At 39.7% G+C, this 26463-nt stretch carries 22 protein-coding genes; 7 read left to right on the forward strand and 15 right to left on the reverse strand.

Going from position 1 to position 26463, the window contains the following annotated elements; translation table 11 throughout:
- Window positions 1-114 precede the first annotated feature (114 nt).
- Entirely contained in the window at window positions 115-2580 is a 2466-nt protein-coding gene (uvrA, locus tag ACSVDH_RS26765) for an excinuclease ABC subunit UvrA (RefSeq protein WP_439250528.1), read from the forward strand.
- Between the two features lie 412 nt (window positions 2581-2992).
- On the opposite strand, the gene ACSVDH_RS26770 is transcribed toward uvrA, so the two are convergent.
- Window positions 2993-3499: a CBO0543 family protein gene (locus ACSVDH_RS26770; RefSeq protein WP_518617445.1), complete on the reverse strand. Its 507-nt coding sequence runs from the start codon at window positions 3497-3499 to the stop codon at window positions 2993-2995.
- Window positions 3500-3945: 446 nt separating this feature from the next.
- On the opposite strand from ACSVDH_RS26770, the gene ACSVDH_RS26775 reads away from it, so the two are divergent.
- Entirely contained in the window at window positions 3946-4998 is a 1053-nt protein-coding gene (locus tag ACSVDH_RS26775; RefSeq protein ID WP_439250531.1) for a hypothetical protein, read from the forward strand.
- A 424-nt stretch (window positions 4999-5422) separates the two neighbouring features.
- Here the strand turns inward: ACSVDH_RS26775 and ACSVDH_RS26780 are convergent, their stop codons facing one another.
- From ACSVDH_RS26780 to ACSVDH_RS26820, 9 genes are all read right to left on the reverse strand, one after another.
- Complete coding sequence (locus ACSVDH_RS26780; RefSeq protein ID WP_439250532.1) at window positions 5423-6184, reverse strand: ABC transporter ATP-binding protein; 762 nt, start codon at window positions 6182-6184, stop codon at window positions 5423-5425.
- Window positions 6181-6984, reverse strand: a complete 804-nt coding sequence (locus ACSVDH_RS26785) for an ABC transporter ATP-binding protein (RefSeq protein ID WP_439250533.1) — start codon at window positions 6982-6984, stop codon at window positions 6181-6183. The genes ACSVDH_RS26780 and ACSVDH_RS26785 overlap by 4 nt, the downstream gene beginning before the upstream one ends.
- Window positions 6981-7829: a nickel transporter permease gene (gene nikC / locus ACSVDH_RS26790; RefSeq protein WP_439250534.1), complete on the reverse strand. Its 849-nt coding sequence runs from the start codon at window positions 7827-7829 to the stop codon at window positions 6981-6983. The genes ACSVDH_RS26785 and nikC overlap by 4 nt, the downstream gene beginning before the upstream one ends.
- Complete coding sequence (gene nikB, locus ACSVDH_RS26795) at window positions 7826-8773, reverse strand: nickel ABC transporter permease (protein WP_439250536.1); 948 nt, start codon at window positions 8771-8773, stop codon at window positions 7826-7828. The genes nikC and nikB overlap by 4 nt, the downstream gene beginning before the upstream one ends.
- On the reverse strand, window positions 8774-10333 hold the full coding sequence (gene nikA / locus ACSVDH_RS26800; RefSeq protein WP_439250596.1) for a nickel ABC transporter substrate-binding protein: 1560 nt from the start codon (window positions 10331-10333) through the stop codon (window positions 8774-8776).
- 420 nt (window positions 10334-10753) lie between these two features.
- Window positions 10754-11497 carry a twin-arginine translocase subunit TatC gene (tatC, locus tag ACSVDH_RS26805; protein ID WP_299093257.1) on the reverse strand — a complete coding sequence of 248 codons (744 nt, stop codon included), beginning with the start codon at window positions 11495-11497 and terminating at the stop codon, window positions 10754-10756.
- Between the two features lie 67 nt (window positions 11498-11564).
- Window positions 11565-11798 carry a twin-arginine translocase TatA/TatE family subunit gene (locus ACSVDH_RS26810; RefSeq protein ID WP_299093256.1) on the reverse strand — a complete coding sequence of 78 codons (234 nt, stop codon included), beginning with the start codon at window positions 11796-11798 and terminating at the stop codon, window positions 11565-11567.
- A 26-nt stretch (window positions 11799-11824) separates the two neighbouring features.
- Window positions 11825-12364: a RidA family protein gene (locus ACSVDH_RS26815; RefSeq protein WP_439250537.1), complete on the reverse strand. Its 540-nt coding sequence runs from the start codon at window positions 12362-12364 to the stop codon at window positions 11825-11827.
- Window positions 12365-12401: 37 nt separating this feature from the next.
- Window positions 12402-14027 carry a flavin monoamine oxidase family protein gene (locus ACSVDH_RS26820; protein ID WP_439250539.1) on the reverse strand — a complete coding sequence of 542 codons (1626 nt, stop codon included), beginning with the start codon at window positions 14025-14027 and terminating at the stop codon, window positions 12402-12404.
- Window positions 14028-14719: 692 nt separating this feature from the next.
- On the opposite strand from ACSVDH_RS26820, the gene ACSVDH_RS26825 reads away from it, so the two are divergent.
- Window positions 14720-15586 (forward strand): MurR/RpiR family transcriptional regulator, encoded by an 867-nt coding sequence (locus ACSVDH_RS26825; protein WP_439250540.1) that lies wholly within the window; start codon window positions 14720-14722, stop codon window positions 15584-15586.
- Window positions 15587-15729: 143 nt separating this feature from the next.
- Here ACSVDH_RS26825 and ACSVDH_RS26830 read toward each other — a convergent pair whose 3' ends face one another.
- The 5 genes from ACSVDH_RS26830 to ACSVDH_RS26850 all read right to left on the reverse strand — a co-directional run bounded on the left by ACSVDH_RS26830 (window position 15730) and on the right by ACSVDH_RS26850 (window position 23325).
- Window positions 15730-16638: a DMT family transporter gene (locus ACSVDH_RS26830; protein ID WP_439250542.1), complete on the reverse strand. Its 909-nt coding sequence runs from the start codon at window positions 16636-16638 to the stop codon at window positions 15730-15732.
- Window positions 16639-17051: 413 nt separating this feature from the next.
- On the reverse strand, window positions 17052-18671 hold the full coding sequence (locus ACSVDH_RS26835; protein WP_439250543.1) for a BCCT family transporter: 1620 nt from the start codon (window positions 18669-18671) through the stop codon (window positions 17052-17054).
- A gap of 679 nt (window positions 18672-19350) precedes the next feature.
- Window positions 19351-20742, reverse strand: coding sequence for a protoporphyrinogen/coproporphyrinogen oxidase (locus ACSVDH_RS26840; RefSeq protein ID WP_439250544.1), 1392 nt, complete (start codon window positions 20740-20742; stop codon window positions 19351-19353).
- 47 nt (window positions 20743-20789) lie between these two features.
- On the reverse strand, window positions 20790-21692 hold the full coding sequence (gene dapA, locus ACSVDH_RS26845) for a 4-hydroxy-tetrahydrodipicolinate synthase (RefSeq protein WP_439250545.1): 903 nt from the start codon (window positions 21690-21692) through the stop codon (window positions 20790-20792).
- A 139-nt stretch (window positions 21693-21831) separates the two neighbouring features.
- Window positions 21832-23325, reverse strand: coding sequence for an aldehyde dehydrogenase family protein (locus tag ACSVDH_RS26850; protein ID WP_439250546.1), 1494 nt, complete (start codon window positions 23323-23325; stop codon window positions 21832-21834).
- An 843-nt stretch (window positions 23326-24168) separates the two neighbouring features.
- Between ACSVDH_RS26850 and ACSVDH_RS26855 the strand changes: the two genes are divergently transcribed.
- The 4 genes from ACSVDH_RS26855 (at window position 24169) to ACSVDH_RS26870 (ending at window position 26455) form a co-directional block, all read left to right on the forward strand.
- Entirely contained in the window at window positions 24169-24678 is a 510-nt protein-coding gene (locus ACSVDH_RS26855) for a DUF4178 domain-containing protein (protein WP_439250547.1), read from the forward strand.
- A gap of 14 nt (window positions 24679-24692) precedes the next feature.
- Complete coding sequence (locus ACSVDH_RS26860) at window positions 24693-25361, forward strand: PspA/IM30 family protein (RefSeq protein WP_439250548.1); 669 nt, start codon at window positions 24693-24695, stop codon at window positions 25359-25361.
- A 70-nt stretch (window positions 25362-25431) separates the two neighbouring features.
- On the forward strand, window positions 25432-26040 hold the full coding sequence (locus ACSVDH_RS26865) for a DUF4247 domain-containing protein (RefSeq protein ID WP_439250550.1): 609 nt from the start codon (window positions 25432-25434) through the stop codon (window positions 26038-26040).
- Between the two features lie 19 nt (window positions 26041-26059).
- On the forward strand, window positions 26060-26455 hold the full coding sequence (locus ACSVDH_RS26870) for a DUF350 domain-containing protein (protein ID WP_299093249.1): 396 nt from the start codon (window positions 26060-26062) through the stop codon (window positions 26453-26455).
- Window positions 26456-26463 lie beyond the last annotated feature (8 nt).

Here is a 26463-nt window from a genome sequence, read left to right on the forward strand (position 1 = left end):
TAAACAACCATGACGGATTGAATCTTATTATATCAACATATAACTCATTTAACATTAGCATTTGCATGAATGTTGTAGAATGGATGTGTAAGTGAAATTTTAGGAGGGAATTACTTGAATCAATTTATCGAAATTAATGGTGCGCGTGAACATAATCTGAAAAACATTTCACTTCGAATTCCAAAAAATAAGCTTGTCTTACTAACAGGGCCATCAGGTTCCGGAAAATCAACGTTAGCATTAGATACCCTTCAAAGAGAATGTCAGCGGCAATACATGGAATCAATGGGCATGACAACAGATGCTGTCAGTAAACCCAAGGTAGATTCCATCATTGGATTGTCCCCTTCAATCAGTATCGGCCAGCACATCACGAACCGTAACCCTCGTTCAACAGTTGGTACCACGACAGATATGTACACCTACTTACGTGTAATTTATGAAAAGCTCGGAGAACGCCCTTGTCCACATTGCCAAAACAAAATACCTCCACGATTTGATAAGGAAATGTATGAGGAGGATGCTGGTTTTAAACAATTTATTGATTGTCCGCATTGCAAACAGCGGGTTGAAAAAATAACACGCAGCCATTTCTCCTTCAACAAACCAAATGGTGCCTGCCCTACCTGTGATGGCCTCGGAAATGTTGCTGAGTTGGATTTCACATCTGTTTTCGATGAGGAAGCTAGTCTAAAAGAAGACTGTGTCCGGATTTGGAAAGGTCAATTCCGTGAATATCAGCTGAATATTTTAAAGGCGGCAACCGATTATTATGGCATCCCTCTCGACCTTAACCTGCCTTTGAAGGAGTTTACCGACATTCAAAAAGATCTTTTATATTATGGAGTAGAAAGTAAACCATTCACAGCCTATTTTCCAAATAAAAAGCTTCCAAAAACGGTTAGTCAAGGAAAGTTTGAAGGGGTTGTGACAGGGATTTGGAGAAGATACCGAGAAAAAGGCGGTCAATCTGGTGAAGCCCAATTATTTACCTCCAAAGTATGTCCGGATTGCTTAGGAGATCGCTTAAGAGATGAAAGTCGTCAAGTCGTCATAGCAGGAACCTCAATTACAACTCTGACAAAGTGGTCGCTCGAAGAGATTCTCCAATGGATCCTTGAACTTCAGCAAACGTTGTCTAGTGATAGTATGCACATGGTTGAAGCGTTGCTGCACGAATTAAAAACAAAAGTAACCCGGATTATCCATGTTGGATTAGGCTATCTCTCATTAGATCGCCAAACCATCACTCTTTCAGGCGGAGAAGCACAGCGATTAAGATTGGCAACGATTCTAGGCTCAGGCTTGACGGGTGTCCTTTATATTCTTGATGAACCGACAGCAGGGCTGCATCCTAAAGATACGCACGGACTGTTGAACGTTATGAAGGAACTAAGGGATCTAGGAAATACGGTTTTAGTGATTGAACATGATGAAGAAATGATGCGAGGAGCAGATCATATCATCGACATCGGACCTGGCGCTGGAAAATACGGCGGAACAGTCGTTGGCGAAGGAACTGTCCAGCAGCTAATGAAACAAGAGCAGTCGATTACAGGTGCATTCTTAAACAAGCCGCTGAGCTTCCATTTCAATCGACGTACCGGGAATGGAGAATGTTTAACGATTCACAATGCAACGAAACATAATTTAAAAAATATGACCGTTTCCTTTCCGCTAGGCACCTTTATTTCTGTAACTGGTGTTTCTGGTTCTGGAAAATCGAGTTTAGTTTTTGATGTGCTTTCGTCTGGAAAAAACGGAGCACCTGATGGCTGTGAGCGCATAACCGGTTTTGAATTAATTGAAAGCATGATTACCGTTGACCAATCACCGCTAACACGTATGCAGCGATCAAATGTCGCAACGTATACAGATGCTTTCACATTCATCAGAAATCTTTTTTCCTCCCTGCCTGAAGCGAAGAAAAACAACTTAAAGCCAAAAGACTTTTCCTTTAACACGCCTGGAGGAAGATGTGAGCATTGCCAAGGACTAGGGTTTGTAACAACAAACATGCATTTCCTGCCAGATCTAGAAGTAAAATGTCCGGTTTGTCACGGAAAACGATTCAAAGACTTCATTCTTGCCATTACTTATAAAGGGCAAAGCATTTCTTCGATTCTTGACCTGACAATTGAAGAAAGCCGCCCTCTGTTCAAGGATGTTAAAAAAATCGGACCGATCATTGAGATCTTGTGTGAAGTAGGTCTAGGCTACCTAAACTGGGGACAGTCGGTGACAACCTTATCTGGCGGGGAAGGCCAGCGTCTGAAATTAGCAAGAGAATTATACAAGCAAAACTCGAACCATACCCTTTACTTGCTTGATGAACCGACAACAGGACTTCATCCATCAGATGTAAACAAGCTGCTTCATCTCTTAAACAGACTGGTTGATGCTGGAAACACGGTTATTGTCGTGGAACATACATTGGAGATGATTCGCGCTTCTGATTGGGTGATTGACATTGGACCAGAAGGCGGAGCAGCTGGCGGACAAGTTGTTGCTCAAGGGACTCCTGAACAAATTGCTCTTGCTGAAGGATCACATACTGGAAAGTTTTTAACCTTTCGCTAAAAAATGATAAACGATCAGCTTGCGCTTATCCACAGTATAAGAATTTTATAATTTCCTGGTGTATAAAAAAGTAAGGTCCTCTCCAACTTTATGTGAGTGGACCTTACTAACTCGCCAAAACCTTACCACTTCTCATTAATTCGCCTCCTCACATACGGACATTGCCAAATAAGAATTTATATCTATTAAAACACGTTCTTGTTATAGCGCATATATAACCTTTATAACGAAAGATAATGAACTTCCTATGAAAAATTATTCACTTTAAAATAACATAAATAAGGAACAAATACCTACCCTAACATTTGAAAACCCCATCCTATAAGGACGGGTTTCTCACAGTTACCATAGCATAAACTTAAGTTTTCTAAACATTCGACTTAACCGTTACTAGTATGATCTACGTGCTCCTTTATTTAAAAACGTCAAAAGGAACCTGAAAATAGGAGATCAGAAAAGCAATAATAAAGATCGAAACAAGATAAGCACGAACTGGATAATAGTGATGGAAGGCGATGACGGAGAACATCACGATATCAAATAAAAACGAATACCCGATTCCCCACCCATGGTCATATGTGATTCTGCCGGATTGATCTAAAACAAACTCAACCGCTATGTATATGAAGGACCAAATAAAAATATAAACGATGCGCTGAAACCATTTCGAAGGAAAATGGGACAAAAAAAGAAAAACACTAACCGGCATGGTAATAACCGCGTAAATAATGACGATCATTTTCACGCTAAACAACCAATCAGCATGAAATTCCCATAGGTTATATTCTTGCACGATATATTCATAAAGCAATCCACAAGTAGCGATAAAAAACATACTTGAATGATATTCTTTCCAGTTTTTCCACTTTCCCCACTTTAAAGAAGCCAAAATCGTTAAAAGCGTGATTGCAAGATGCATACTCATTATCCCTTCATTAGGCTATATAAAGTAGTTTCCCCCAATCATCATTTTTTTATTGTTAAAAATGTTAATTATTTGCATGCCGCACAGTAAACTCTTGTGTAGATTTGAAATAAAGATTTATAAAAAAGATGTACCGGTTTACCTCTTTGGATATGTTCACTAAAGGGGTGTTTTTATAGTGCAAAGGACAAAAGAAAAGAACATCTGAATTCAAAGATCGATTAGGAGCTGTTGAGTGACAAAAAAGTTGTTCCGTTAAAGGGCCAGATTATGGAGCAAGGATAAAGCTATTTTCTTTTAATGGGAGGTTAATTTAGAAAGAAAATAATGGTAAAATTAGTAAGAGAGTTTTTGGGAAGTTAACTAATTAATTGAAAGGGCTACGATATCTTAGAGTATGACATTTTAATTTTTTATGAAAATGCTTTAAGGAGGGCGAAATGGAACCGAAAATAAAGATCAATCATTCAACTCATTTTTCATTGCTGTCGCGATGGCCACAGTGGACTGGGTATGCCGCAGCTCTATGGTCCCTAATATACGGGTTACTCGGGCTGTTCTGGTTATTAGGTGGCAAAGGATTTCCATTCGGTAAAAACGATCCAAAAGCAGAAATGATGGGATCATTTTTATCAAATTTTAATGTTGAGTTCGGGGGACCAGTCATTGCCATAGCTGGATTAGTAGGAACAGTAGCAGCTCTAGCGATGGTAATGACATGGGGACGTCGTTTTCCTCGTACACTATTGCTCTCCTTCGCGTGGATAATGAGTGTGACGCTTATATTTTTAGTTCCAGATTCTCGAATTGCACAGAACTTTGCTTATTTGTTCTTGCTTCACTTTGATCTGCTGGACTGGAGGGTTGTTAATCAAGTTTATTGTATAGTTGGTGGGTTCATATGGGGCGCTTCTGCAATAGCATACTTTCGTCTTACACGGGATACTTGCGGCAATTGCGGCAGGAATGACGCTGATGAAGGATCATCAGCAAAAGCAGCAGCAAAATGGGGAAAGTGGTTTACCTATTTAGCTGTCATTACGGCATTTCCATACGGTATTGTTCGATGGGCGTGGGCCTTAGGTATTCCTTTGGGGACAAACGACTTATCAATGGTTGGGAATGAAGACAATTTAATAGCTGAAGCCATATTGGGAGGATTATGTATTGGCGGTGGAATTCTGACCCTTGGGCTTATTCAAAAATGGGGAGTGATTTTTCCACGGTGGTGTTTATTTCTAGCAGGTAAACAAATTCCAATCTGGTTTGTTATGGTACCTGCTATATTGATGTCTGCTATTATCACGATTACGGGGTTAAAGCTCACTCCACAAATCTTATTTATGATAATGAATGGTTCCATAACACATGAAAATTGGGGACAATTTGTTCCATTTTTGTTCTGGTTACCCTGGGGAATATCTCTAGGGATAGCAATTTTAGCCTATTATTTAAAAAGAAGGGGAAGATGCAAGCATTGTGGTAGACTTTAACTCATCATTCTAATGGTTGTTAAAAGACTAAAAGTGGCGAATTTAGATGAATAATAACCTGTTTACATGAGAGTTTTTATTTTCCTTCAACTTTCTATTAGTTAAAATGCAATTATACAAAACGTCCTACCCCGGCTACCTAAAGAATAACCTATTAAAAATAGGCCAACCAGATATATTTTCTGGATGACCTTATAATACGAAGGGCGCAATCTGCAGCAAGAATTGTGCTCTTTCTATGAGACAAGGATTATTTAGTTGAATAAAATATTTGAAGTTAAATGTTAAGGTATGCATAAAGATTTATTGACTAGGAGGGATTACGGGTTTGTGAGGTGTCTTTAATCAAATTTTATTTCAAAGCAACACCTTGGTCTCGCTCATAAGCGGACCAAGGGTTTTCATTTATTATACGAGGTTTTATCTAAAAAATGGAGATCAGCTCTTTTGTATAAGGATGACGTTTCGCTTCAAATAATTGATCATGATGGAATTGGTCGACAAGCCTTCCATCTTTCATGACCATAATTCGTTGGCTCATTTCTTTGACAGCAGCAAGATCATGAGAAATAAACAAATAGGATAGGTTTAATATAATTCGAAGCTCTGTCAGTAAAGCAAGCACCGCCCGTTGAGAAATCACGTCAAGGCTTGCTGTCGGCTCGTCGAGAACGATGAGTTCAGGTTCAATGCTAATCGCACGAGCGATCGTTACACGTTGCCTCTGCCCGCCGCTTAATTCATGAGGATATCGATTGGCCAAGCTAGACGGCAGCTCAACAGCTTCAAGCAGCTGCTTCACAAAGGCGTCCTTGGAGGTATAGGAAAAGTAGCCGAGATCCAGATCTTTCCTAAACTGGCCGTAAGGGTCAATGAGTGAATCCTTAATTTTGAGCTTTGGGTTTAAAGCAGCCGATGGATTTTGAAGCACAATTTGGATCTTTTTTCGGTAAGGATGCAGCTGACGTTCATTAAGTTGGTCAATTGCCTGGCCCTTAAAGGTAATCGAGCCGCTGTCAATCGGTTCAATCCTCAGCAGACAGCGGGCCAATGTGCTTTTACCGCAGCCGCTTTCACCAACAAGGCCAAGACATTCGCCTTTTTTCAGGTAGAAAGAAACGTTATCCACGGCTGTTTTTTGGCCTTGATATGATTTTGTCAGCTTATGAACAGTAAGCAGGTTCATCTCGTTTCGACCTCCTTTAAACCGGATGGAAGCCTTTTGCGGCCAAGTGTAGGTGCTGCTTTAATCAACTGCTTTGTATACTCGTGCATCGGATGGTCAAGTATGCGGTGTTTCCCGCCTGATTCAACAATTTCCCCTTCTTTCATAACCGCCAACCGAGTGGCATAGCGCCTGACATGGCGCCAATCATGGGTAATGAAAAGAATGGTGCAGCCCGTTTCTTTTTGCCGTTTTGCAAGTAATTCTAAAATCCGGTGCCCGGAAACACTGTCAAGTGCTGTGGTTATTTCATCTGCAATTAATAAATCCGGTGAGAGCAAAAGGGCCATTGCAATTGAAACTCGTTGAAGTTGTCCGCCGCTTAATTGAAACGGATAACGGTTGTATACCGTTTCGTCCAGCCCAACCAATTCAAGCTCTTCCTTTGCCTTTACCCTTCGCGTTTTTCGATCGTACATTCCGTGGGCTTTCAGGTATTCGTCAAAATGCTGACCAATGGTTCGAAACGGTGTAAAGGAACCCTGGTAATCTTGAAAAATATAGGACAATTGTTGACCCCGTATCGTTCGCATCTGTTTCTGTGAAAATGTGAGCAAATCCTGCCCGTTAAAAAGAATTTTTCCTTCTACCTTCAAATTACGATGGAGCATTTGTCCTATTGCCTGGGACAGCAGGCTTTTGCCGCTTCCGCTTTGCCCGACAAGTGCATACCACTCTCCTTTGCGAATGGAAAGGGATACGTTATCAACAATTTTCTTTTCTCTGCTGCTAATCGACACTTGCTCAATGGATAAAATCATTTCTGTATCTCCTTCTTCACATCAAAATGATCACGTAAATAATCTCCAAGCATATTGGTTAATAGGACAATTATGACAATCGCTAAGCCAGGAAAGATCATTAATTCGGGTTTTGACTGAAAATACGGACGTGAGTCATTTAGCATCGCTCCCCATTCAGGGGTTGGGGGCTGTGCACCAAGTCCAATGTATGACAAGGAAGAAATGAGCAAAATAATTTTCCCAAGATCAAGACTTGCCAGAACAAGAACATGCCCGATAATATGCGGGAATAAGTGTTTACACATGATCTTACTTGATGATAATCCGTTAATCTTTGCAATTAGTACATAATCTTTTTGCGATTCCGATAAAACGGTGCTGCGAACAAGGCGGGCATAACTCACCCATTTGACCAGCACAATTGCAAGCACAAGATTGCCAATACCAGGTCCAAGGAGACCACTTAAAACAATGGCAACAATCGTATCCGGGAATGCTAAAAATCCATCAGCAATCCGCATAAAGATCCGATCAGCTGCCCCTCTTTTATATCCTGAAATAAGACCAAAGGGGATTCCAATGATAAGAGCAGCGAGCAGCGCCAGCAAGCTATAACCGATGGTCTGCTGACCTCCCAGCATAAGCCTGGTCAGTACGTCCCGGCCGAGATGATCTGTTCCAAGCGGATGTTGAAGGCTCATTCCCTGAAGGCGTTCGCCAAGATTGGTCAGCATTGGGTCATACCGTAAATAAAAAAAAGCATAAAGAGAGACTGCCAAAACAAAAATGATCAATATCAACGCAAGTGTCCCTTGCCAAATCTGCTTTTTTCCCTTAGGCAAATGCATAGAAAGATCTTTCATCGATTGCTCCCCCTTTCTTTTAATTTCATTTCTGGATTTAGATATCGATAAGATAAATCAACACATGTATTCACAATAAAAACAACGACAGCCATGATGAAAATATAGCCTTGGATGAGCGGATAATCACGTTGACGGATCGCATCAACGACCAGTTTTCCAACGCCTGGATAGGCAAATAAAACTTCAATCACAACAACGCCGCCAATTAAGCTTCCTAAGCTTACACCAAATACTGTAATAACAGGAGGGAGGCTGTGCCGAAATGCATGAACGAAAAAGATTCGCTGTTCTGACAATCCGCGCGCTCTCCCCGCCCGGATAAATTCCTGGCCAAGTGAATCAAGCAGGCTCGAGCGAAGCAACCGGACATAAACACTCGAAATCGCTAAACCAAGTGTGAGCGATGGTAAAATCAATGAGACAAATCCTTCTCTCCCCATGGTTGGAAACCAGTTAAAACGCACACCAAATAAATCGATCAAAATAAGACCAAGCCAAAAGCTGGGGATCGCCGCCCCAATAATGGACAGAATTCTGCTCATCTGGTCAATCCAGCTATTTCGGTAAAGGGCCGATAGGGAGCCTAATGGAATCGACACCGCCAGCATAACCAGCATCGAACCGAGCGCTAGTTCAGCTGTAGCAGGAAGGCCGGTAAGGATCATCTCCATCACAGGCTGGCCTGTAACATACGATTGACCGAAATCAAGCTGAACAAACTTAAGAAGCCAATGTCCGTATTGAACAAGCAACGGCTTGTTAAACCCCATCTCTTCTCTTAGTGATACGACCTGCTCCTGACTGACAGACAGCTCATCAACGTTCAGAATCGTCAAAACAGGATCTCCAGGTGCAAGCCGGATAAACAAAAAGCTAGCAAATGTAAGAAATAACATAAAAAAGAAAACTTCAAGAAATTTCCGGACAAGAATTTGTCCCATTTACTTCACATCCAATTGATTTGTTATCATGTAATATTCACTTCTCGTCGTCACCCAGTTCTTCACTTTTCCCTCGTTATACGCAACGATTGTCGACGGATGTAAGATAAATGAATTGATGACATGGTCATTTACATAATCAGCCGCCTGCTCGGCAAGTACAGCCCGATCTTCTTGGTTGACTGTTTGATTAAGCTTGTCAATAATTGCTGTTAATTCCGGCTCGCTTGCACCGCTAAAGTTTAGAGCTCCAGTTGGATGGTAGGTTGCATTTAGATAATACCCCGCATCTCCGCGCGGTGCTGTCAGATTACTATAAGTAGCCAGATCCCAATCGCGGTTTGATGCCATATATTCCTCAGGGATGTCAATTTGTCTGATCTCAACATCAATTCCAATTTTTTTAGCATCTGATTGAAAAACCTGAGCAATCAATGGCAAATCTGCTCGTGCTGAATACGTTAGCAGCGTAAACGTAAGCGGCTCACCATCTTTTTGCATTATCCCGTCTTTTAGTGTATAACCCGCTTTCTCTAAATACTTAATCGCAATATCTTCACCCGTTTGACGCTCTCCATAAGTTGGTGCAAATGGGAGAGAAGGCAGAAATGGTCCTTGAGCAGCTTCAGCATGCCCAAGCAAAATCGTATCGACAATTTCCTCGCGGTTTATCAACGCATCAACAGCCCGCCGCACATTGACATCCTGCAAACTTTTGCGCTCCATATTCATGGTCATTTGATGAACACGGAAAGTCGCTGTGGACTCAACTTTGATGCCGTCCATTGCTTCTAATGATTCAAGACTTTCTACCTCTGGACGATAAACAATATCCACCTGTCCAGACTTCAATGCAAGCGACCGGGCATTAGCATCCTCATTAAATGAGAAGGTGACAGAATCAAGATTTGAGGCCCCGTCCCAATAATCATCATACCGTTCAAGTTCAAGCTTGCTTCCAGGTGTGAATGCCTTCAGCACAAAAGGTCCTGTACCGACTGGTTTATTAACAAAATCCCCTTCTGTGACATCAATGATGGACACATTTGGGTTTACAAGCTCTGATACAAACTCTGGAAACGGTTCTGTTGTTGAAATATGCAAGAAATAGCCATCCGCTTCAATTTTATCGATTTTTAATGCATGTTTTATCGCAACACTTTCCTTAAGCGCCCGTTCAAGAGAGGCTTTTACTGCTTCAGCATCCATTTGTTTCCCATTATGGAAGGTCACATCTTCACGAAGTTTAATCGTCCAATGCTGCCCATCCTCCCCTTCCCAGCTTTCTGCCAGCCATGGTTCAATCGTTAAATTTTCTTCGTCCAGACGAACCAAGGTTTCCGTTATTCCCGCGCGTAATGGAACATAGCTTGAATCAACATGGGGATCAAGAGAATTCGTAGCGAAATTATACAGAAAATGAATATGCTTACCTTCTCTCTTCTCTTCAGTACTTTCCGATGTGTTCGCACATCCACTTAATAAACCGGCTAGGATGAATAAGATGCCTATTGTTGAAACATGTTTTTTAATGTATGTATAAAAACGGTTAAAAATCATACCACGACCATGATCATGAGTTTTTTTCAAACTGACTCCCCCTAATACGAAATTATTACGATTTAAATTTTATCGGAATCATTCCTATTTGGCAAGATTAATAATTTTATAGATTGCTTCTTTAACAGGAAAAGGATTTTGATTCTGTCAGTGAATACCAAGATATATCGGCGGAATTCTGATTTTATCAGCGATTTCCGGAATTTATCGGCGGAATTCTGATTTTATCAGCGATTTCCGAATTTTATCGGCGACTTTCTAATTTTATCAGCGATTTCCGAAATTTATCGGCGGGTTTCTGATTTTATCAGCGATTTCCAGGATATTTCGGCGTATTTACATTCAACTTTTCTTGTAAATAGTTATAAAAAAACTCACCGATTCTGCGGTGAGTTTTGCTTTTTTACCAATATCTATGGGTCATAACGGAACCCTTTCCTTATCATTTACTATTTGCCATTCTGTCCTTTTCCTAAATACCAGTTTCGAAAGGGTTATGCTAAATTCATATAAGAGGAGCAAAGGGACGATGACTAGAACATCCGAAACCAAATCAGGAGGAGAAATGATCACGGAAATAACGATTAAAACAAAATAAGATCCTTTTCTTCCTTTTACTAGCAGATGAGGATTGATAATGCCCAGTTTGGTTAAAAACAGAATAACAGCAGGCATTTCAAATAAAAATCCAAATGGCAGGGTTAAATTGATCATGAAGTTGAAATATTTATCGACGGTAAAGAATGCTTCGAATTGATCACCTGCTAAATTTTCTAAAAAGGATAGAACAATGGGAAAGAGGATAAAATAGCCGAAGGAAATTCCTAATAAAAACAAGAAGAAGATCCCCGGTATAAAGGCTAAGGTGGCTTTTTGTTCTTCTTTTTTGAGTGCAGGTTTGACAAAATGCCAAGCTTGGAAAGCTGCAATAGGTATGGTTGCCGCGATCGCAACAACCCCTGCGATCATCATATAAATCCATAGAATATCTCCAGGACCTAACAAAGCCAATTTATCATCTAAATCTCTCACTAAAAACTGATGAATATCCTTCACAAAAAGAAAAGAAAGACAAAGGAAGGTCATAAAAAAGATTAATATGATGATGATTCGCTTCCGCATTTCCCCTAAATGTTCAACCAAATTCATTCTTGTTTCATCCATATGTCATCCCCCTTTATTCAAAAAAAGAAAGATGCAAGCAACATTCCTGCCTGCACCTTTTTTCAACCTAGCTTCCAGTGTTGCTTTGTTTCGTTGTTTCAACAGCGAGAAGCTTTGCTGTTTCTTCTTGAGGCTTTGTTGAATCATTGTCTCCATTCACCAGATCATTAGTTGCCTTTTTAAATTCCTTCAGTGTGTTGCCGAATGCCCGCCCGATCTCCGGCAATTTCGATGGCCCAAAAATCACCAGGGCAATGATCAGGATTAAAATCAATCCCGGAACACCAATATTTTGTAACATCTTGCTTCCTCCCCTTTAGCTGATCCCTATTTTTTAGGTTTGTATGCTACCTCCGCTTCAATCTCGATTAACCAATCTGAATTAACTAAACTATCAACTCCGACAGTCGAACGGGCCGTTTTTACCGGATTTTCTTTCGTATTAAAAAACTTGGCGTACGCGTTAAACCAGCCTTGGTAATCCTGCTTATTCCCTTTATTCGGATCTGGTGTAAGGTACACTCTTAGGTATGTAATATCCGACATCGAAAGCCCCTTTGCCTCAAGGTCGGCTTTAAAGGTTTTTAAAATCCCGATCGCTTGAGTTTCTGTATCACCATATCTCTCATATACCGTTTTTCCGTCCTTATTTAATAATGGCGGCACAGTCCCGCTATAGGAGATTCGATTGAAATTGTGCGGCACAGCAACCGAGCTGGAAATAGAAGATGTTGGCGTACCGAAGAAGGTTACCTTGTTTGCCTTCAATGCCGTACTTTCACTGCCTGCGGAAGCAAGCGTGAATCCCGCAAGCAGGGTTGTCCCTAACGCAGTCGTCATAACCATTGATTTCACCGTTTTCTTCATTATTTGATCCCCTTTTATTATTTCTATTTATTCATGCTTACCCTGCCTTAGAGGTTACCTTGCTTTCTTTTAGTACGTCCTCATGAATTCTCGTGACGGCAATTCTGGCAGATTCAAACGCACCTGCCATCCATCCTGTTAAATAACTGAGATGTTCCCCTGCAAGATGAATTCGCCCTTGTGGTTCATTTAAAATTGGATAATACGTTTTACGATCAGATGCAGAGTATTCAGCCCAGCCTCCTTCGTTATATTTTATTTTATGCCAGGCAACAGAGAAGGAAGTTTCAAATTCCTTCGCATATTCGGGATGGATCTTACCACCTTGAGATAAAGCACGGGCTTGTCTTTGCGAAAGTGACAGATTTCCATATTCAACGGCATTTTGACCAAAGTTATAATAGCCAACCAACACTCCTTTTCGTGACAAAAAGTCATTGGATGGATACCAAATTTGTGAAATGTCCATATTCGTTGTCGTAATTCCGCCAAGAATACGATCCTCTTTCTCCCAGAATCTGCTCTTAAACTGTAGACCGATTTTCCCAGTTGTTGCATAATTGATGCTTTTAATCGCCTGCTTCATTTCTGCTGTAAAATCAGCTGGGATATTTTTTAAAACAGGCAGCGGGATGGTACAAATGCAATAATCCCCTTTCAATTCAGTTGTTTTGCCGTTTTTTGTTTTGTAAACAATCCGAACCCCCTCAGCTGTTTGTCTAATCTCCTTTACTTCAGCACCAAAGGTTATGACCCCCGGAAGCTTGCTTTCAAGCGCTTTTGGTATTTGATCCATCCCGCCTACGGGCTGGAACATCATTGGCTGCTGCTGAAAACTGTAATCACCGCTTATGCTGTTCATCATCCCTGATTGAAGAAGATCGGCAAAAGCAAATGGTGTTTCCAATATACCAGGCTTATCTCCTCCGCTAGGCAATTCCTTATAGCCGCGGCGGCTTGTCCCTTTATATGTAAGATCTGTCGTTAAATCTCCTTCTGTTTTCAGATAGGAGGTTAATCTTGCAAGATCATCCTTTGAGAGCTGATGATCCAATGCTGATTGATCAACAGCCTTTGCTAATAGTTCAGATATATAACCGCGAGTGTCAGCTTTTACAACACCCTTTCTCACTTTCTGATTTGATAAAGGACCAGCATTTTCTTGATAAAAATAGGAGAATTCATTTGTATTACAGAAAACCTCAAGCTCAACACCGAGCTCCCGACAATAATCAATCGTTACATGATGCTGCGGAATACGAGCTGGCCCCGCATTCATGTATTGGCCTTTATCAAAATTGGAAACTTGCTTTGTACCATTTATTTCGGTTTCTACCGTCCCCCTTCTCACGGTCCAATTTCGGCCGCCGCTGCGATCCCTCGCCTCAAGAATTTTGCAATCATACCCCGCCTTTCGTAATTCATAAGCAGCCGCCATACCAGCAATCCCCGCTCCCAAGATAATGATTTTTTTACCATTCTTGTTCGCCATGGCTAAATCACTTTGCTTAGGACTTTGAAACTCCTTCGCACTCGCCATCAGCGGCTTCCCTAACAATCCGAGCGATTCCATCGCCCCCCAAACAGCAACTGCTCCGCCAACTTTCCCAACCTGATCTAAAAAATCCCTTCTCGTCATCCCTTTTTCCTGATTCTTTGTCATCTATTAACACCCCCTGTTAATAACATTAATTTAATAGATTATTTGGTAGAGTTGTATAAATTTGTAAGATAAGGTTACGTAGTTTTTTTAAAAAAGCTGTTTTTAAATGTTAGAAATAGGGGGATTTTTAAAGAAAATTAGCATCTTTTTAATTTGAATAGAGAAATTCGGTTTGAGTTTGGTAAGAAATGTGACATAGATTCAGTATATGTTATTTTAGTGTGGTTCTTTACTGAGCTTAGATGTTCAATCGGGGGCCTTCTGCGTTTATCTATTAGTGGTTCAATTATTTGGATGTGTGGCTCATATATCTCAAGATGTGATTCAATTCCTGTGATCGGTGGTTCATTTATTTGGATAGGTGAAATTACTAGTTTTTGTGGTTCAATCGGGATCTTATTCATTCATTTTGTGGCGTTTTTATGTTAGCCGCCGTTCAATCACTCTGCTGTGTGGTTCATTATCTCGAGATGATGGTTCACTTTCTGTCATCTGCTATAATAAAAGGAATAAGCGCGGACAAATTTATCGAATGCAAGGACTTCAATATTTATTTAAAATGGCTTAAAAATAGACTTAGTTATTTTATAAATAGTTTCAATTAGAGCATTGCCTTTATATATGGCTAAAGAATGGTTATAAATCAATTTGGACTGATGCTCTAAAAAACTGAAGGTGAAAAGGGGATCTAAATGAGTGCAGATAATCAAACAACAATTAATAAAATAGTTGATATTAAAGACTCTTTACCAAAAAAACAAAGACAGTTATGTGATTATATTCTAAAAAATCATCAGTCAATAGGTTTGATAACAATTAAAGAGCTTGCTAGTAATGCCAAGGTTGGAATTTCAACTGTTATGCGTACGATCAATGCCTTAGGGTATGAAAATTTTAATGATTTACGAAAAGATATCTATGATGAATCGATGCCTTCCGTCTCAAAATGGACATTGAAAAAGTCTTTGACTGAAATTCAAAAAGAAGGTGGAAAAGCTTCAACTTTAGTGCAAGTTTGGAAGGAGTCAGTAAATTTATTAAACAAATCATTAGATGCTAATTTAATGGAAAATTTCGAAAATGCAATTGATCTCATTGTAAAATCAAGTTATATCAATGTTTTGGGTACTCGGCCTTACAAAGCAACTGCATTATATTTCGAACTATTGCTCGGAGAGTTCTATCCTAAGATAAGGCAACTGGGCCATGATACCGAAGTAATTTATGACAGGATTTTGCAACTTGAAAAGGATGAAATTTTAGTGGTTTTTGCATTTGAACCATACACGAATCGGATTATCGAAGCCGTTAAGCTGACCCATGAACTAGGCAATAGCATTCTATTGATAACAGACCATATCTCATGCCCAATTATTTCATATGCGTCTGTAACGTTGAAAGTAGAAGTTAGTGAAGAACAATTTTCAGTCATACCTATTATGGCATTGTTAGATGCATTGGTCATCGAAATTGGTAAACGATCATCAGAAGAATCGATTAAAAAGCTGAAAAAGCTTGAAAAAACACTTCTAGAAAAGAATATAACGTTTTCTTATTAAAACTAGAAAAACTATTTTTTATCCAAGTTGAAAAAGGGATTTTAGTTATGAAAAAGACACTCTTTTTAAAGAATGTCTTTTTCTTTTATAATGTTGTCTATCCTGTTGCTATATCCCTTCTCTAGTGCACTTAAGTCAATAATTCAAAGAGATAATTCATTAGAAATCAATGTTTTCTTAGTAGACTTTTTAGATGTAATAATGACAGCTGCAATAACAAGAATGATTCCTATGTATTGCCATAAATTTAACTTTTCCTGGAAAACCATAAAACCAATCAGGGATGCAACTACAGGTTCAATTGTAGCTATTATTGATGCTCGACTTGATTCTATAGTGTTTAGACCCTTTGTATACAAAAGGAAGGGCAGCATTGTTGAGAGAAAACCAAGACCTATTACATAGAACCATACTTTGATATCTGAAAATAAAGGCAGTACGTTCCACAGTCCACTAAAAGGTGTTATGGCAATTGCTGCGAACAAAAAAGTATAGACAGTAACAGTTAAAGAGTGATACTTCCTTAATGAAAATTTGCCAAATATACTGTAAAGCGCATAAAAAAGACCTGATCCAAGCCCAAGAATGAATCCATATAATGAAATGGATTCATGCGTATTCGGCAGTACGCCAATAACAAATGAACAACCGACAAATGTTGTCATTAAAGCCATAACCTTTGGTGTCGTCAGAGATTCTTTAAAAATGAGTCTTGAGAAAATCGTTACAAAAGCAGGTGCTGTGTAAAGAAGAATCGATGCAATGGAAATAGATGTTTCTTCAATCGCACTAAACAAACACCAATTAAAAAGGACAATACTGAAAATTCCAGTTCCGATAAAATATTTACTATCCGAAAATTTGATTCTAAATAGCTGCCGGTTCTTTATCATGACATAAAATACTAAAAATAAAGATGCGGACAAAGCACGAATTGCAACAACCTGTGTTGGTGAAAAACCTAATTCATAAAAGTATGTTACAAAAATACCAATAATCCCCCATAAAGATGCCCCAGCGCCGATATATAGCAACGCTAATTTGTTTTCCATCTGTCTTTTCCTCCCTGCCTAAATACCAACAGAGAGTTGGTATATTAAATATTTTTTCAAGAACCTTTTGTAAGAAGAGCAGTATCAATACACGGGCTCAGTACAACAAATTATGATGAAACAGAATCCAATAGACGGAGTCTGCTTTCTAAGAGCATGTGGCGCTCTTTCAGGATTAACAGTGTGCAGTACACATTTTTTTTAGAGTGATTCATCCTACCTTATTTTTCACCAAGAAGGTAGGATGAATCACTCACATGCCATAAAATTGTGGCCGGTGTTTTAAGTCTACCTTAAAAACACATTACCAGTCTCAGCCGCTGCTGAAAGTGGCCGTGCCCTTTCTTCCTTTAGTCCAGAATAATATAACGCAGCTCACTAAGAGCTGGCCCCCTTAAATACAGAAGAAACTATTATTTTGCTACCTCCTTTTCTGTGTTAGCATTCATTTCGATCACCGCCTCCTTTTTTCGGGCAGCATTCATTCCTTTTTCAGTATCCATTAGGTAATTCTTTTTCTTCAGCAGCTTGCCACCAATGCGGAAGTTTTCAAGGAACAACCACAGCATTGGAATCGTCATCAGCAAACCTCCCAGATTCAACAAACCCTTAACGGAATCAGAACCTCCAGAAGACACTAGAAGGTAAGAGACAGTAGTCACAATAATTCCCATTAAAATTTTAATCTTTGTAGGTGGTTCATCATCAATCTGCTGGTCATGAACACACAGAGTAGCGAGTACAGAGCTCATAGGGTCGGCCAGAGTTACAAAGGAAAAGATAACGGTTATAAGGAAAACAATTTGAATAAAGGTACCGCCGGGCATATCACCAAGAACCTGGTAAATTGTAGTCTGCATTCCTAACTCCTGTACAGCAGCCCAGACATCTACTAGACCAGAAGACTGCACCTTCATAATCATACCGGCAAAAATCCCAATCCAGATGATACAAAAGATAGATGGTACAAGTATGTTAAACAACAAAAACTGGCGAACAGTTCGCCCTTTTCCCAGGCGAGCCAAAAACATTCCTATAACAGGAGCATAGATGATAAAGGAATTCCAGTAGGTAATCGTCCACTCATTCGGCCACTGATCCTCGGGAACCATCGTATTATTATAAGTGATCTTACTCCAGAAATTATCCATGATATTGCCAATAGCTTCAGTGCTGATTTTACTGATAAACCGGGCATCTCCGAAAATCAACACATATCCTAACAAGAAAAAGAACAGCATCATGGTGATGGATGAAATTTTCGTCAGTCCCTTAGAGATACCAGTAACACAGGAGATGATAAAAAATGCACCAACAAAAATCGCGATAAGCAACCAGACCATATTCCCTTGTGCTATATGAAATACACTTTGAATACCGGCACCTATCTGAAGGAGACCAGCACCCATGGAGTTGGAAACTCCACTGGCAAGAGCATAAACAGCAAATACCTGTACTATGGTGGTCAGCCAAAAAATCTTACGATGAAAACTATGCTCTACAAGTGAACCAAAGGAAAGACTTTTCTTGGAATTATAAGTCAGCAGAGCGAATGCGAGACCGCATAAAGCATACATGGCGTACTGAACGAAGGACCAGTTAAACATTGCCTGACTGACTGCGAAAATGGCAGCCTCCCGGGAACCGGCCTCTACACCGGCTGCTACTGGCGGTGTCATAAAGTGGTAGATTGGCTCTCCCATCGCCCAGAACAGCAGGCCAACGCCAACACCTCCACAGATGGAGATGGAAATCCATTGCCAGGTAGTGTACTCCGGCTTTGCATCCGCACCACCGATACGAACGTCCCCATACTTAAATATCACGAAACAAATGGCAAAAATAATCGACAATACAGATAAAATATTAATCCACCAACCAAAATTATCTCCTACCCAATAAATGGTATTAATAAGCACCGTACCAAACTTTTCTGTAAAAAACATACCGAAAAGAATTTCCACCGTAAGAATAATGATAGCTGGGATAAATACTGCCTTATAAAGTCTATATGCTTTTTTATTTTCTCTCATAATATTTTCTTCTCCTTCCTTTTATTCAATCAATCTCACTAAAGAATTTAATATTCTTGTTGATTGAGTTTCTACACCCCCTTACCTTCTTATTTCTATTAACATTAAGGTCCAAGCGAAATATAAAGTGAGACTTCATTCAGTGGAGGTTTTTTTCGTCCCCACTGAATGGTAGCGAAACTTATCGGATTTTTACGGGCAGTTTTCCCCACCTTCGCTTCTTTTCTTCACTCAAAGGAGGTCTTACTGCCCGTTAAGAATGGGATAAAACATTGACTCTCTGATATAATAAAATAGTAAACGTTTTCAATAACTTCCACCAGCACAGGAAAACATTTCTTAGTTTACAAAATGAGGAAATCGGTAGAACTAATGCTCAAAGTTTCCGAGTAAGCATTTCCATTTTCCATGGTTTAGAAATTTGTCCCTTACTTTCAACATGTATTCTATTCATTACGGTTGTAAATAAAGTGATTAATTAAATAGTGTAAGCCTGTATTTTAGATAGATTTTAAATAGACTTAGGATTTTTCGTATTCGATCAACTAAAAGTTTGTAGGAATCCCCCATAAAATCACATCATTAACCGTAAATGACTGAGTTTAATGAGGGTTTTTCTATCTATATAAGTCTTAGTATTATTTCAAAATGAGTTTAACTAATTCTCTAATCATGGAAATTAATTAGAAACCACAGTCTTGAATTTCTTCTCTTTTCGAGATTCAACAACCTCGAATTCCAGTAAGCTATTAATATTTTGTGCTGCAGTGAATCCTGTTTGAATAGCTGTTTCCGTATAATAAGAACCTAAATAATCGCCTGCTAAGAACAATCGACCCGCAGATTTTGTTAAACTTGGCTGCAGTTCTGCACGACCTGGGAAAATATAAGCTGATCCGAATGGAAATTTCATTACGTGAGCCTCCACTACATGATCACTAAAACCAGGAAATATTTCATTTAAATCTTTCAATTTCAATTGAATAATTTCCTCATCAGATTTATCAATAAGCCGACGCCCGCTTTCTCCAGGTGAAAATGTCATAAAACTACTTCCTGGTTTCCTCTCAGTTTCCCAAGAACGGACTAGATTCGATTGATGAAGAATAATGTCAAATGACCTTTTAGGCGTAGCAAAAGAATAGACATCATCCCAAACTTGTGGTCCTGTTTCATTTGTTAAAAATGCTGCACTCACATGTGGACCATATTTAATCTTACCAAGTGCGTCTGCGATTTCTGGGTCAATGTTTCTCGCTATTTTTTTTGTAATGGTGGCAGGTGTTGCAAGTACGGCATAACGTGCTTCCACCACATGCTTCACGCCATTTTGCATATAGTGTACGACAACACTGTCTTCTTTCTGAAGAACTTCTGAAACGTTTGCATTTAGTTGAACCCGTTCACCTAATGTTGTTGCAATCGTGTTTGTAAGCGTTGATGGTCCCCCAACAATGTTATTCCCTAACCCATCATCTTTGTTCCATACAGTGTGGAAATATCCTACACCTGATCCTGCAGTCATCGTCTCAGGACTGCCGGTCGAACGGCTGACTGTAGGTCTAAAAATGGCATCTGCATCTGGTGGTAATTTACCAGTAAATTCAGCAAAAGTTCGATCACCCATAAATTCTAAAATTCGTTGTTGTCGAACTCTATAGTCCTCTCCCGGACGTTTTTTTGCCATTTTGCCATATTTGATAACAGCTGCACGTACTTTAGCACCTGCACGTATCATAGCAAATCTAGCTTTCCATGACATAGGGGCCCTAAATGGATACAGTTCAACCGGACCATCTTTAAGCAGCTTCCCATTCAAAGACATTGCAGCTAAAATTCCAGGTACAGGTGCTGCAGTTACTCCGACAGATTTAAATAATTCATCTGTAGCTGAACCAGCTCCAGCATAGAGATGTCCGCCCCAATTTAACCAATAATCTCCTCGGCGTTCAGATCGTACACGCCCGCCAATACGATCATCGGATTCTAAAAGTAAAATATCATGATGTTTAAGGCGCCAGGCAGCAGACAAACCAGCAAGTCCGCCGCCTATGATAATTACATCTTTCATTGGATTTCCTCCCATCCCCTTGTATGTTTATCATTCTCCTTATTCAATTAATGTTGTTTCAATTTTAGTTCCCCTAATTCATTTAAAATTGTTTCAATCTTTGACTTAAACGTTTCGGAAGCAGGCACTAGCGGTAATCTGCTTGATCCTCCTGGTAATCCTAGTACTTCCAAGCCTGCCTTTAATGTTCCTGGAATCGTTTCTTCTTCAATCGCATTATATAAATCTAGCAATTCCTGATTTAATTTCGTAGCTTCTTTTATGTTGTTTTCATTTACGATTAAATCATATAGTTTTGCTATTTTTTTCGGTGCCAAGTTGTGGACTAATCCAACAGCACCATGTCCCCCTAATGCTAATGTAGGTAAGATTAAATGTTCAAATCCAGTAAGTACCGCAAAGTTTGGATTGTCTTTTGTCAAGGTAATCAGTTTAGAAGTATGCAGTCCATCAGCAGTATTTTTAATCCCAACTATTCCATCTATTTGACTGATTTCATGAATTAATTCTGGATCAAGTTCAACACCTGTCGCATCAGGATAATGATAGATGACAATTCCAATGCTGGAGTTTTCTGCTACTGCCTTGTAATGATCAATAATTCCTTGTCTGCTTGTTGTCATATAATAAGGATTAATGACCAAGGCGCAATCTGCACCAACTTCAGCTGCATATTTAGTAAGTTCAATGGTATCTTCTGTTCGATGACATCCTGTTCCCGCCATAACAGGTAATCTGCCGTTTGATGTTTCACACACAAATTTAATGACTTCTTTTCGTTCTTCCATGCTCATTAGTGAGTATTCTCCTGTACTTCCCCCCACTAAAAGACAGTTCATTCCTCCATCTATCAAATGTTCTATAAGTTGTTCAAGCCCCTTATAGTCAATACTGTTATCTTCTTTCATAGGTGTAGGTAAAGCTGGGATCATTCCAAATGGTTTATACATAGTTATCCTCCTCAAAATGTTAATGAAACAGAATTTCTAATTTGATTACTTGATGCTTGATAATCTACATGGAAAAGCTGCAGCCATCTAAATAGGTATGTTACTTCCCCAGATTTGCGTGATTTTAAAATCTTCTAGGCTACTTTTGTTTAATATTCACATATACACTTTTCACTTCGGTATAGTTCTCTAAGCCATATTCGCCGCCCATTTCGCGTCCAATCCCAGATTGCTTGTATCCGCCGAATGGCATTGTCTCCCACTCGAGACCAACGTCATTAATCCAAACTGTCCCTGCTTGTAGTTTACTGGCAATATAGTGACCTGTTTTAATATTTTCTGTCCAAATACTAGCTGCTAAGCCGTAATCGCTGTCATTTGCTCTTTTAATGACTTCCTCAACAGTATCAAAAACCAAAACCGACATGACGGGACCAAAGATTTCCTCACGTGCAATGATCATGTCATCTTCTACATCCGCAAAAATCGTTGGTTGAACAAAATAGCCCTTATTAAAAACTTTTTCACCTCCTGCTACAAGTCGTGCACCCTCTCTTTTTCCTTGCTCGATGTAGTCAAGAACAGTTTGTTGCTGTTTTGCTGAGACGAGCGGACCCATATCTGTTTCCAAATCCAATCCCGGGCCCAGATTCAACTTGTTCACACGTTCTGCCAATGCATCCACGACCTGATCATAATGTTTACGGTGAACATAGACTCGTGTACAAGCACTACAGTTTTGTCCATGGTTGTACATCGTACCGTTAAATGCCCCATCAATTGCTTCCTCAAGGTTGGCGTCCTCTAAGATGATTGCAGGTGATTTACCTCCTAGTTCAAGTGTGACTCCTTTGATTTGATCTGCAGCTTTCTTCATGACTTCTTTTCCGACAGCTGTTGATCCAGTGAACGATACTTTATCCACCATCTTATGGGTGATAATTGCTTCTCCAGCAGCTCGACCGGAGCCAGGAGTGATGTTAACAACGCCGTCTGGAAAACCAGCTTCTTTGAACAGCTTTGCGATATAAAGTAAAGAAAGCGGCGTTTCACTTGCAGGTTTAATAACGACTGTACAACCAACAGCTAGAGCCGATCCAAGCTTCCAAGCAGCCATCAAAAGAGGAAAATTCCATGGAATAATTTGGCCTACAACCCCGACAGGTTCGTGCACAGTATAATTTACATATTCTGGTGATACCTGTGTTGTTTTTCCTTGAATTTTCGTTGCAAAACCCGAATAATATCTGAAGTGTTGGATGGAACCATCTACATCATCTGTTAAGGCAACTTTATATGGTTTCCCGTTATCAAGTGCCTCTAGTTGCGCAAGCTCTTCACGGTTTTCTTCCAGAAGGTTTGCGAACTTATAAATAAGATGTGAACGTGTAGCCGCTTCCATTTCTGACCATTCGCCTTCATCAAACGCTTTTCTTGCTGCTCGTACGGCAATATCGATATCCTCAGGTTGTGCTTCGCTAACTTGTGCAATGACTTCTTCAGTAGCAGGGTTCATAACATCGAATGTTTTTCCGCTAACCGCTGGTACGTATTCTCCATTGATATAAAGACCAATAGACCCTTCCAAGAATTCTATTACTTTCGGTTTTAATTTGTAATCAGTTGCTTTCATTCAAATACCTCCCCTTTTTATTTTTAAATTGCTAAATTTTTTGAATCATTTGTTAAAATAAATACTACCAACAAAATGAATTATTGTAAATCTTTTTTTTGAAAAGGGAATTTATATATTCATTTATTTAATATTCAGAAAACAATAATGGAGCAATGAAACAAGCCTAATGTCTCAGCATTAAATTGAGAAATTAGGCTTATAAATATTGAAATATTCCTGGCGCTACCCCAGGTTGTTTATTCAGGGGGGAGCTTTATTCATTTTCCCGGCATTTTTCTGTGAGTGGTTCAATTATTCCGCTGTGTGGTTCATTTATCTCAAGATGAGCGATTCAATTCTTAAGTTTGGTGGTTCATTTATCTCAAGATGCGGTTCATTTCTTAAGATTGGTGGTTCAATTATCTAAATTGGTGGTTCATTCAGGGGGAGCTCTTTTCATTTTCCCGGCATTTTTCTTTGTGTGGTTCAATTATTTCGCCGCGTGGTTCATTTATCTCAAGATGTGGGTCATTTCTTGTGATAGGTGGTTCAATTATTCCAATAGGTGGTTCATTCAGGGGTATCCCAATTCATTTTCTCGGCATTTTTCTATAAGTGGTTCAATTATTTCGCCGCGTGGTTCATTTATCTCAAGATGCGGGTCATTTCTTAAGATTGGTGGTTTAATCTCAATTTCCTGGTTCAACCCAGGCATTTTTCTTTAAATGGTTTACTCAAAATACGAATGCTTCCTGCTCATTCGGGTATAAACTACAAAGGCTATGGAAATTTCTGAAACTTCTTCTTTTTTAAATCGTATATTAACTAGAACCTAGCAGAGATCAGAGGTGAAAAATCTAAATGAGCTTTTTAAAGAGACTATTTGGCCAAAAAAGCAACACCGCCAAGCCCGTGGAAGAACGCAATATGTTCAATTTACAGGTAAATGACATCATTACATATGATTTAGAGGATTATAAGCTTGTCGGGAAAATCAGCTATGATGACCACGGGTTCAAATGGCATGCGTATCAGCTTGAGGGAGTGTCGAAAACAATCTGGCTCAGCGTTGAGATGGATGATGAGCTTTATCTTGGCATTTATGAAAAAGTAAAAATGAAGCTGCAGGAGCCCATTCCTAACATGATCAAATTCGATGGAACAACGTACCACTTAGATGAATCAGGTTCTGCCCGGGTAACAGGCATTGGCAGAAATCAAAACATTAATGGCATGATTTGCGAGTACTATGACTATTGTGATGATGAGGAAGAGAAATTTCTATCTGTCGAGAAATGGGGCAGTGAAATTGAAGCAAGTGCTGGATATGCGATTGAAGAATATGAAATCAAAATAATAGCAAGTAATTAGGAGGAAAAAAACAGATGTTTCGATTATTTAAACGAGTGAAAACAGTTGTAGACGCTGAATTAAATGCTTTATTGGATAAGGCCGAGGATCCTGTGAAAATGCTTGAGCAATTTATGAGAGATATGGAAGCAGATATTCGCGATGCAGAGTCAGCAGTTGCCAAGCAAATTGCCAATGAAAAAATGCTGCAAAAGAAATATGAGGATGCCCAGAAAATGGTCGAAAAGCGTGATGAACAAGCGATTAAGGCGGTTGAAGCTGGAAATGATGACCTTGCAAAGCGCGCATTAGAAGACAAGAAAATCCACAAGCAAACCGCTGATACCCTTAAAGAATCCTTTGAACGGGCTAAGCTGGATTCAGATTCTTTACGCAAGAAATTGGATGAAATGAAAGCTGAATATTATGAAATGAAATTGAAGAAGGACTCCTTAAAAGCGCGTGCGGAAACAGCGAAAACAAAAACAAAGATCAACCGGACGCTGTCTGGAATCGGCAGCGATGAATCAAGACGCGGCTTTGAGCGTATGGAGGAAAAGGTCCTTCAATATGAAGCAGAGGCAGAAACAAGCGAGGATATGCGCACAGCAAACAGAAGCTTGGATGATGAATTTGCGGCATTAGAGAAAAACGACGTGGATGACGAGCTGGCAGCATTAAAACGCAAGCTGGGAAAGGAATAGGAAAACATCGGCGGGTGACTCAGGGATCAGTGAGTCACCCCTCGGATTGTAAGGGAAAGAAGGTGAGCACATGAAAAAGTCGCTTCTTTTAGTTATGCTATGTTTTGTTCTCTTCCTCACAGCATGTGGAGGCGGAACTCAAGGGCCTACCGGCGGATCACTTTTTAAAGATGGCATTGCAGAATTTATTGAAACAAATTATGTCCTGCAAGATGTCGTATCAAGTCAGCAAGGGTCTAATGAAATTTCTGAGATTTACCTGGCAGAAAACAAATCGATCGATGAGGTTGCCGCTGAATTGCAGGAGTATGAGAAGCCTCGTGAGGTCAGCGAAAAAAAGGATGATAAGCAAGTTCTCATCTACCAGGATTCATTTGTTATTTTAACGAAGAACCAAGACAACCCGGAACATACATTAGTTGAAATTTCTACATACAACTTTGTTCGAAACAACTACAACCCTAGTTTCTTTAATGGATTATTTGCCTTTTGGCTATTAGATAATGTGCTGGATGTTGACGATTGGCGAAAAAAACAGCAATCCAAGTGCTACAAAAATAATAACGACTGTTATGGAGGCTATCAATCGTCTGGCGGCTGGTATAAATCCGGCGGGAATTCGTCTGTCAGAGGCGGAACCTCCTCTGTTCGCGGCGGCGGACCAGGAACTGGAAAATAAATAGAAGGGATGAAACGAGATGGAGCCATTTATTTTAACGGCTGTTTACTTTATTATCGCGATTGCGATCGTAATTGTCGGATTAACCATTTTTGAACTGTTAACGAGAAAATATAAAGACTGGGATGAAGTGTTAAACGGAAATCATGCGGTTTCGCTTTCAATTGGCGGCAAAATCGTTGGGATCTGTATTATTCTCGCATTCTCGATCTATCATAGTGCAAGTGTGATGGACACAATCATTTGGGGAGCTTTCGGTATCCTTCTGCAAATGATTGCCTACTTGCTATTTGAGCTGTTTTCAAGGAAATTCTCTGTTGAGGATCAGCTGAAAAAAGGAAATATCTCTGTCGGAATTATCAGTATGTGTGTATCGATCGGCCTTGCATTCGTGATCGGTGCATCCATTACATAAGAATGGAG

Origin of the sequence: Metabacillus sp. Hm71 (assembly GCF_051842955.2) — a bacterium.
Lineage (GTDB): Bacteria > Bacillota > Bacilli > Bacillales > Bacillaceae > Metabacillus.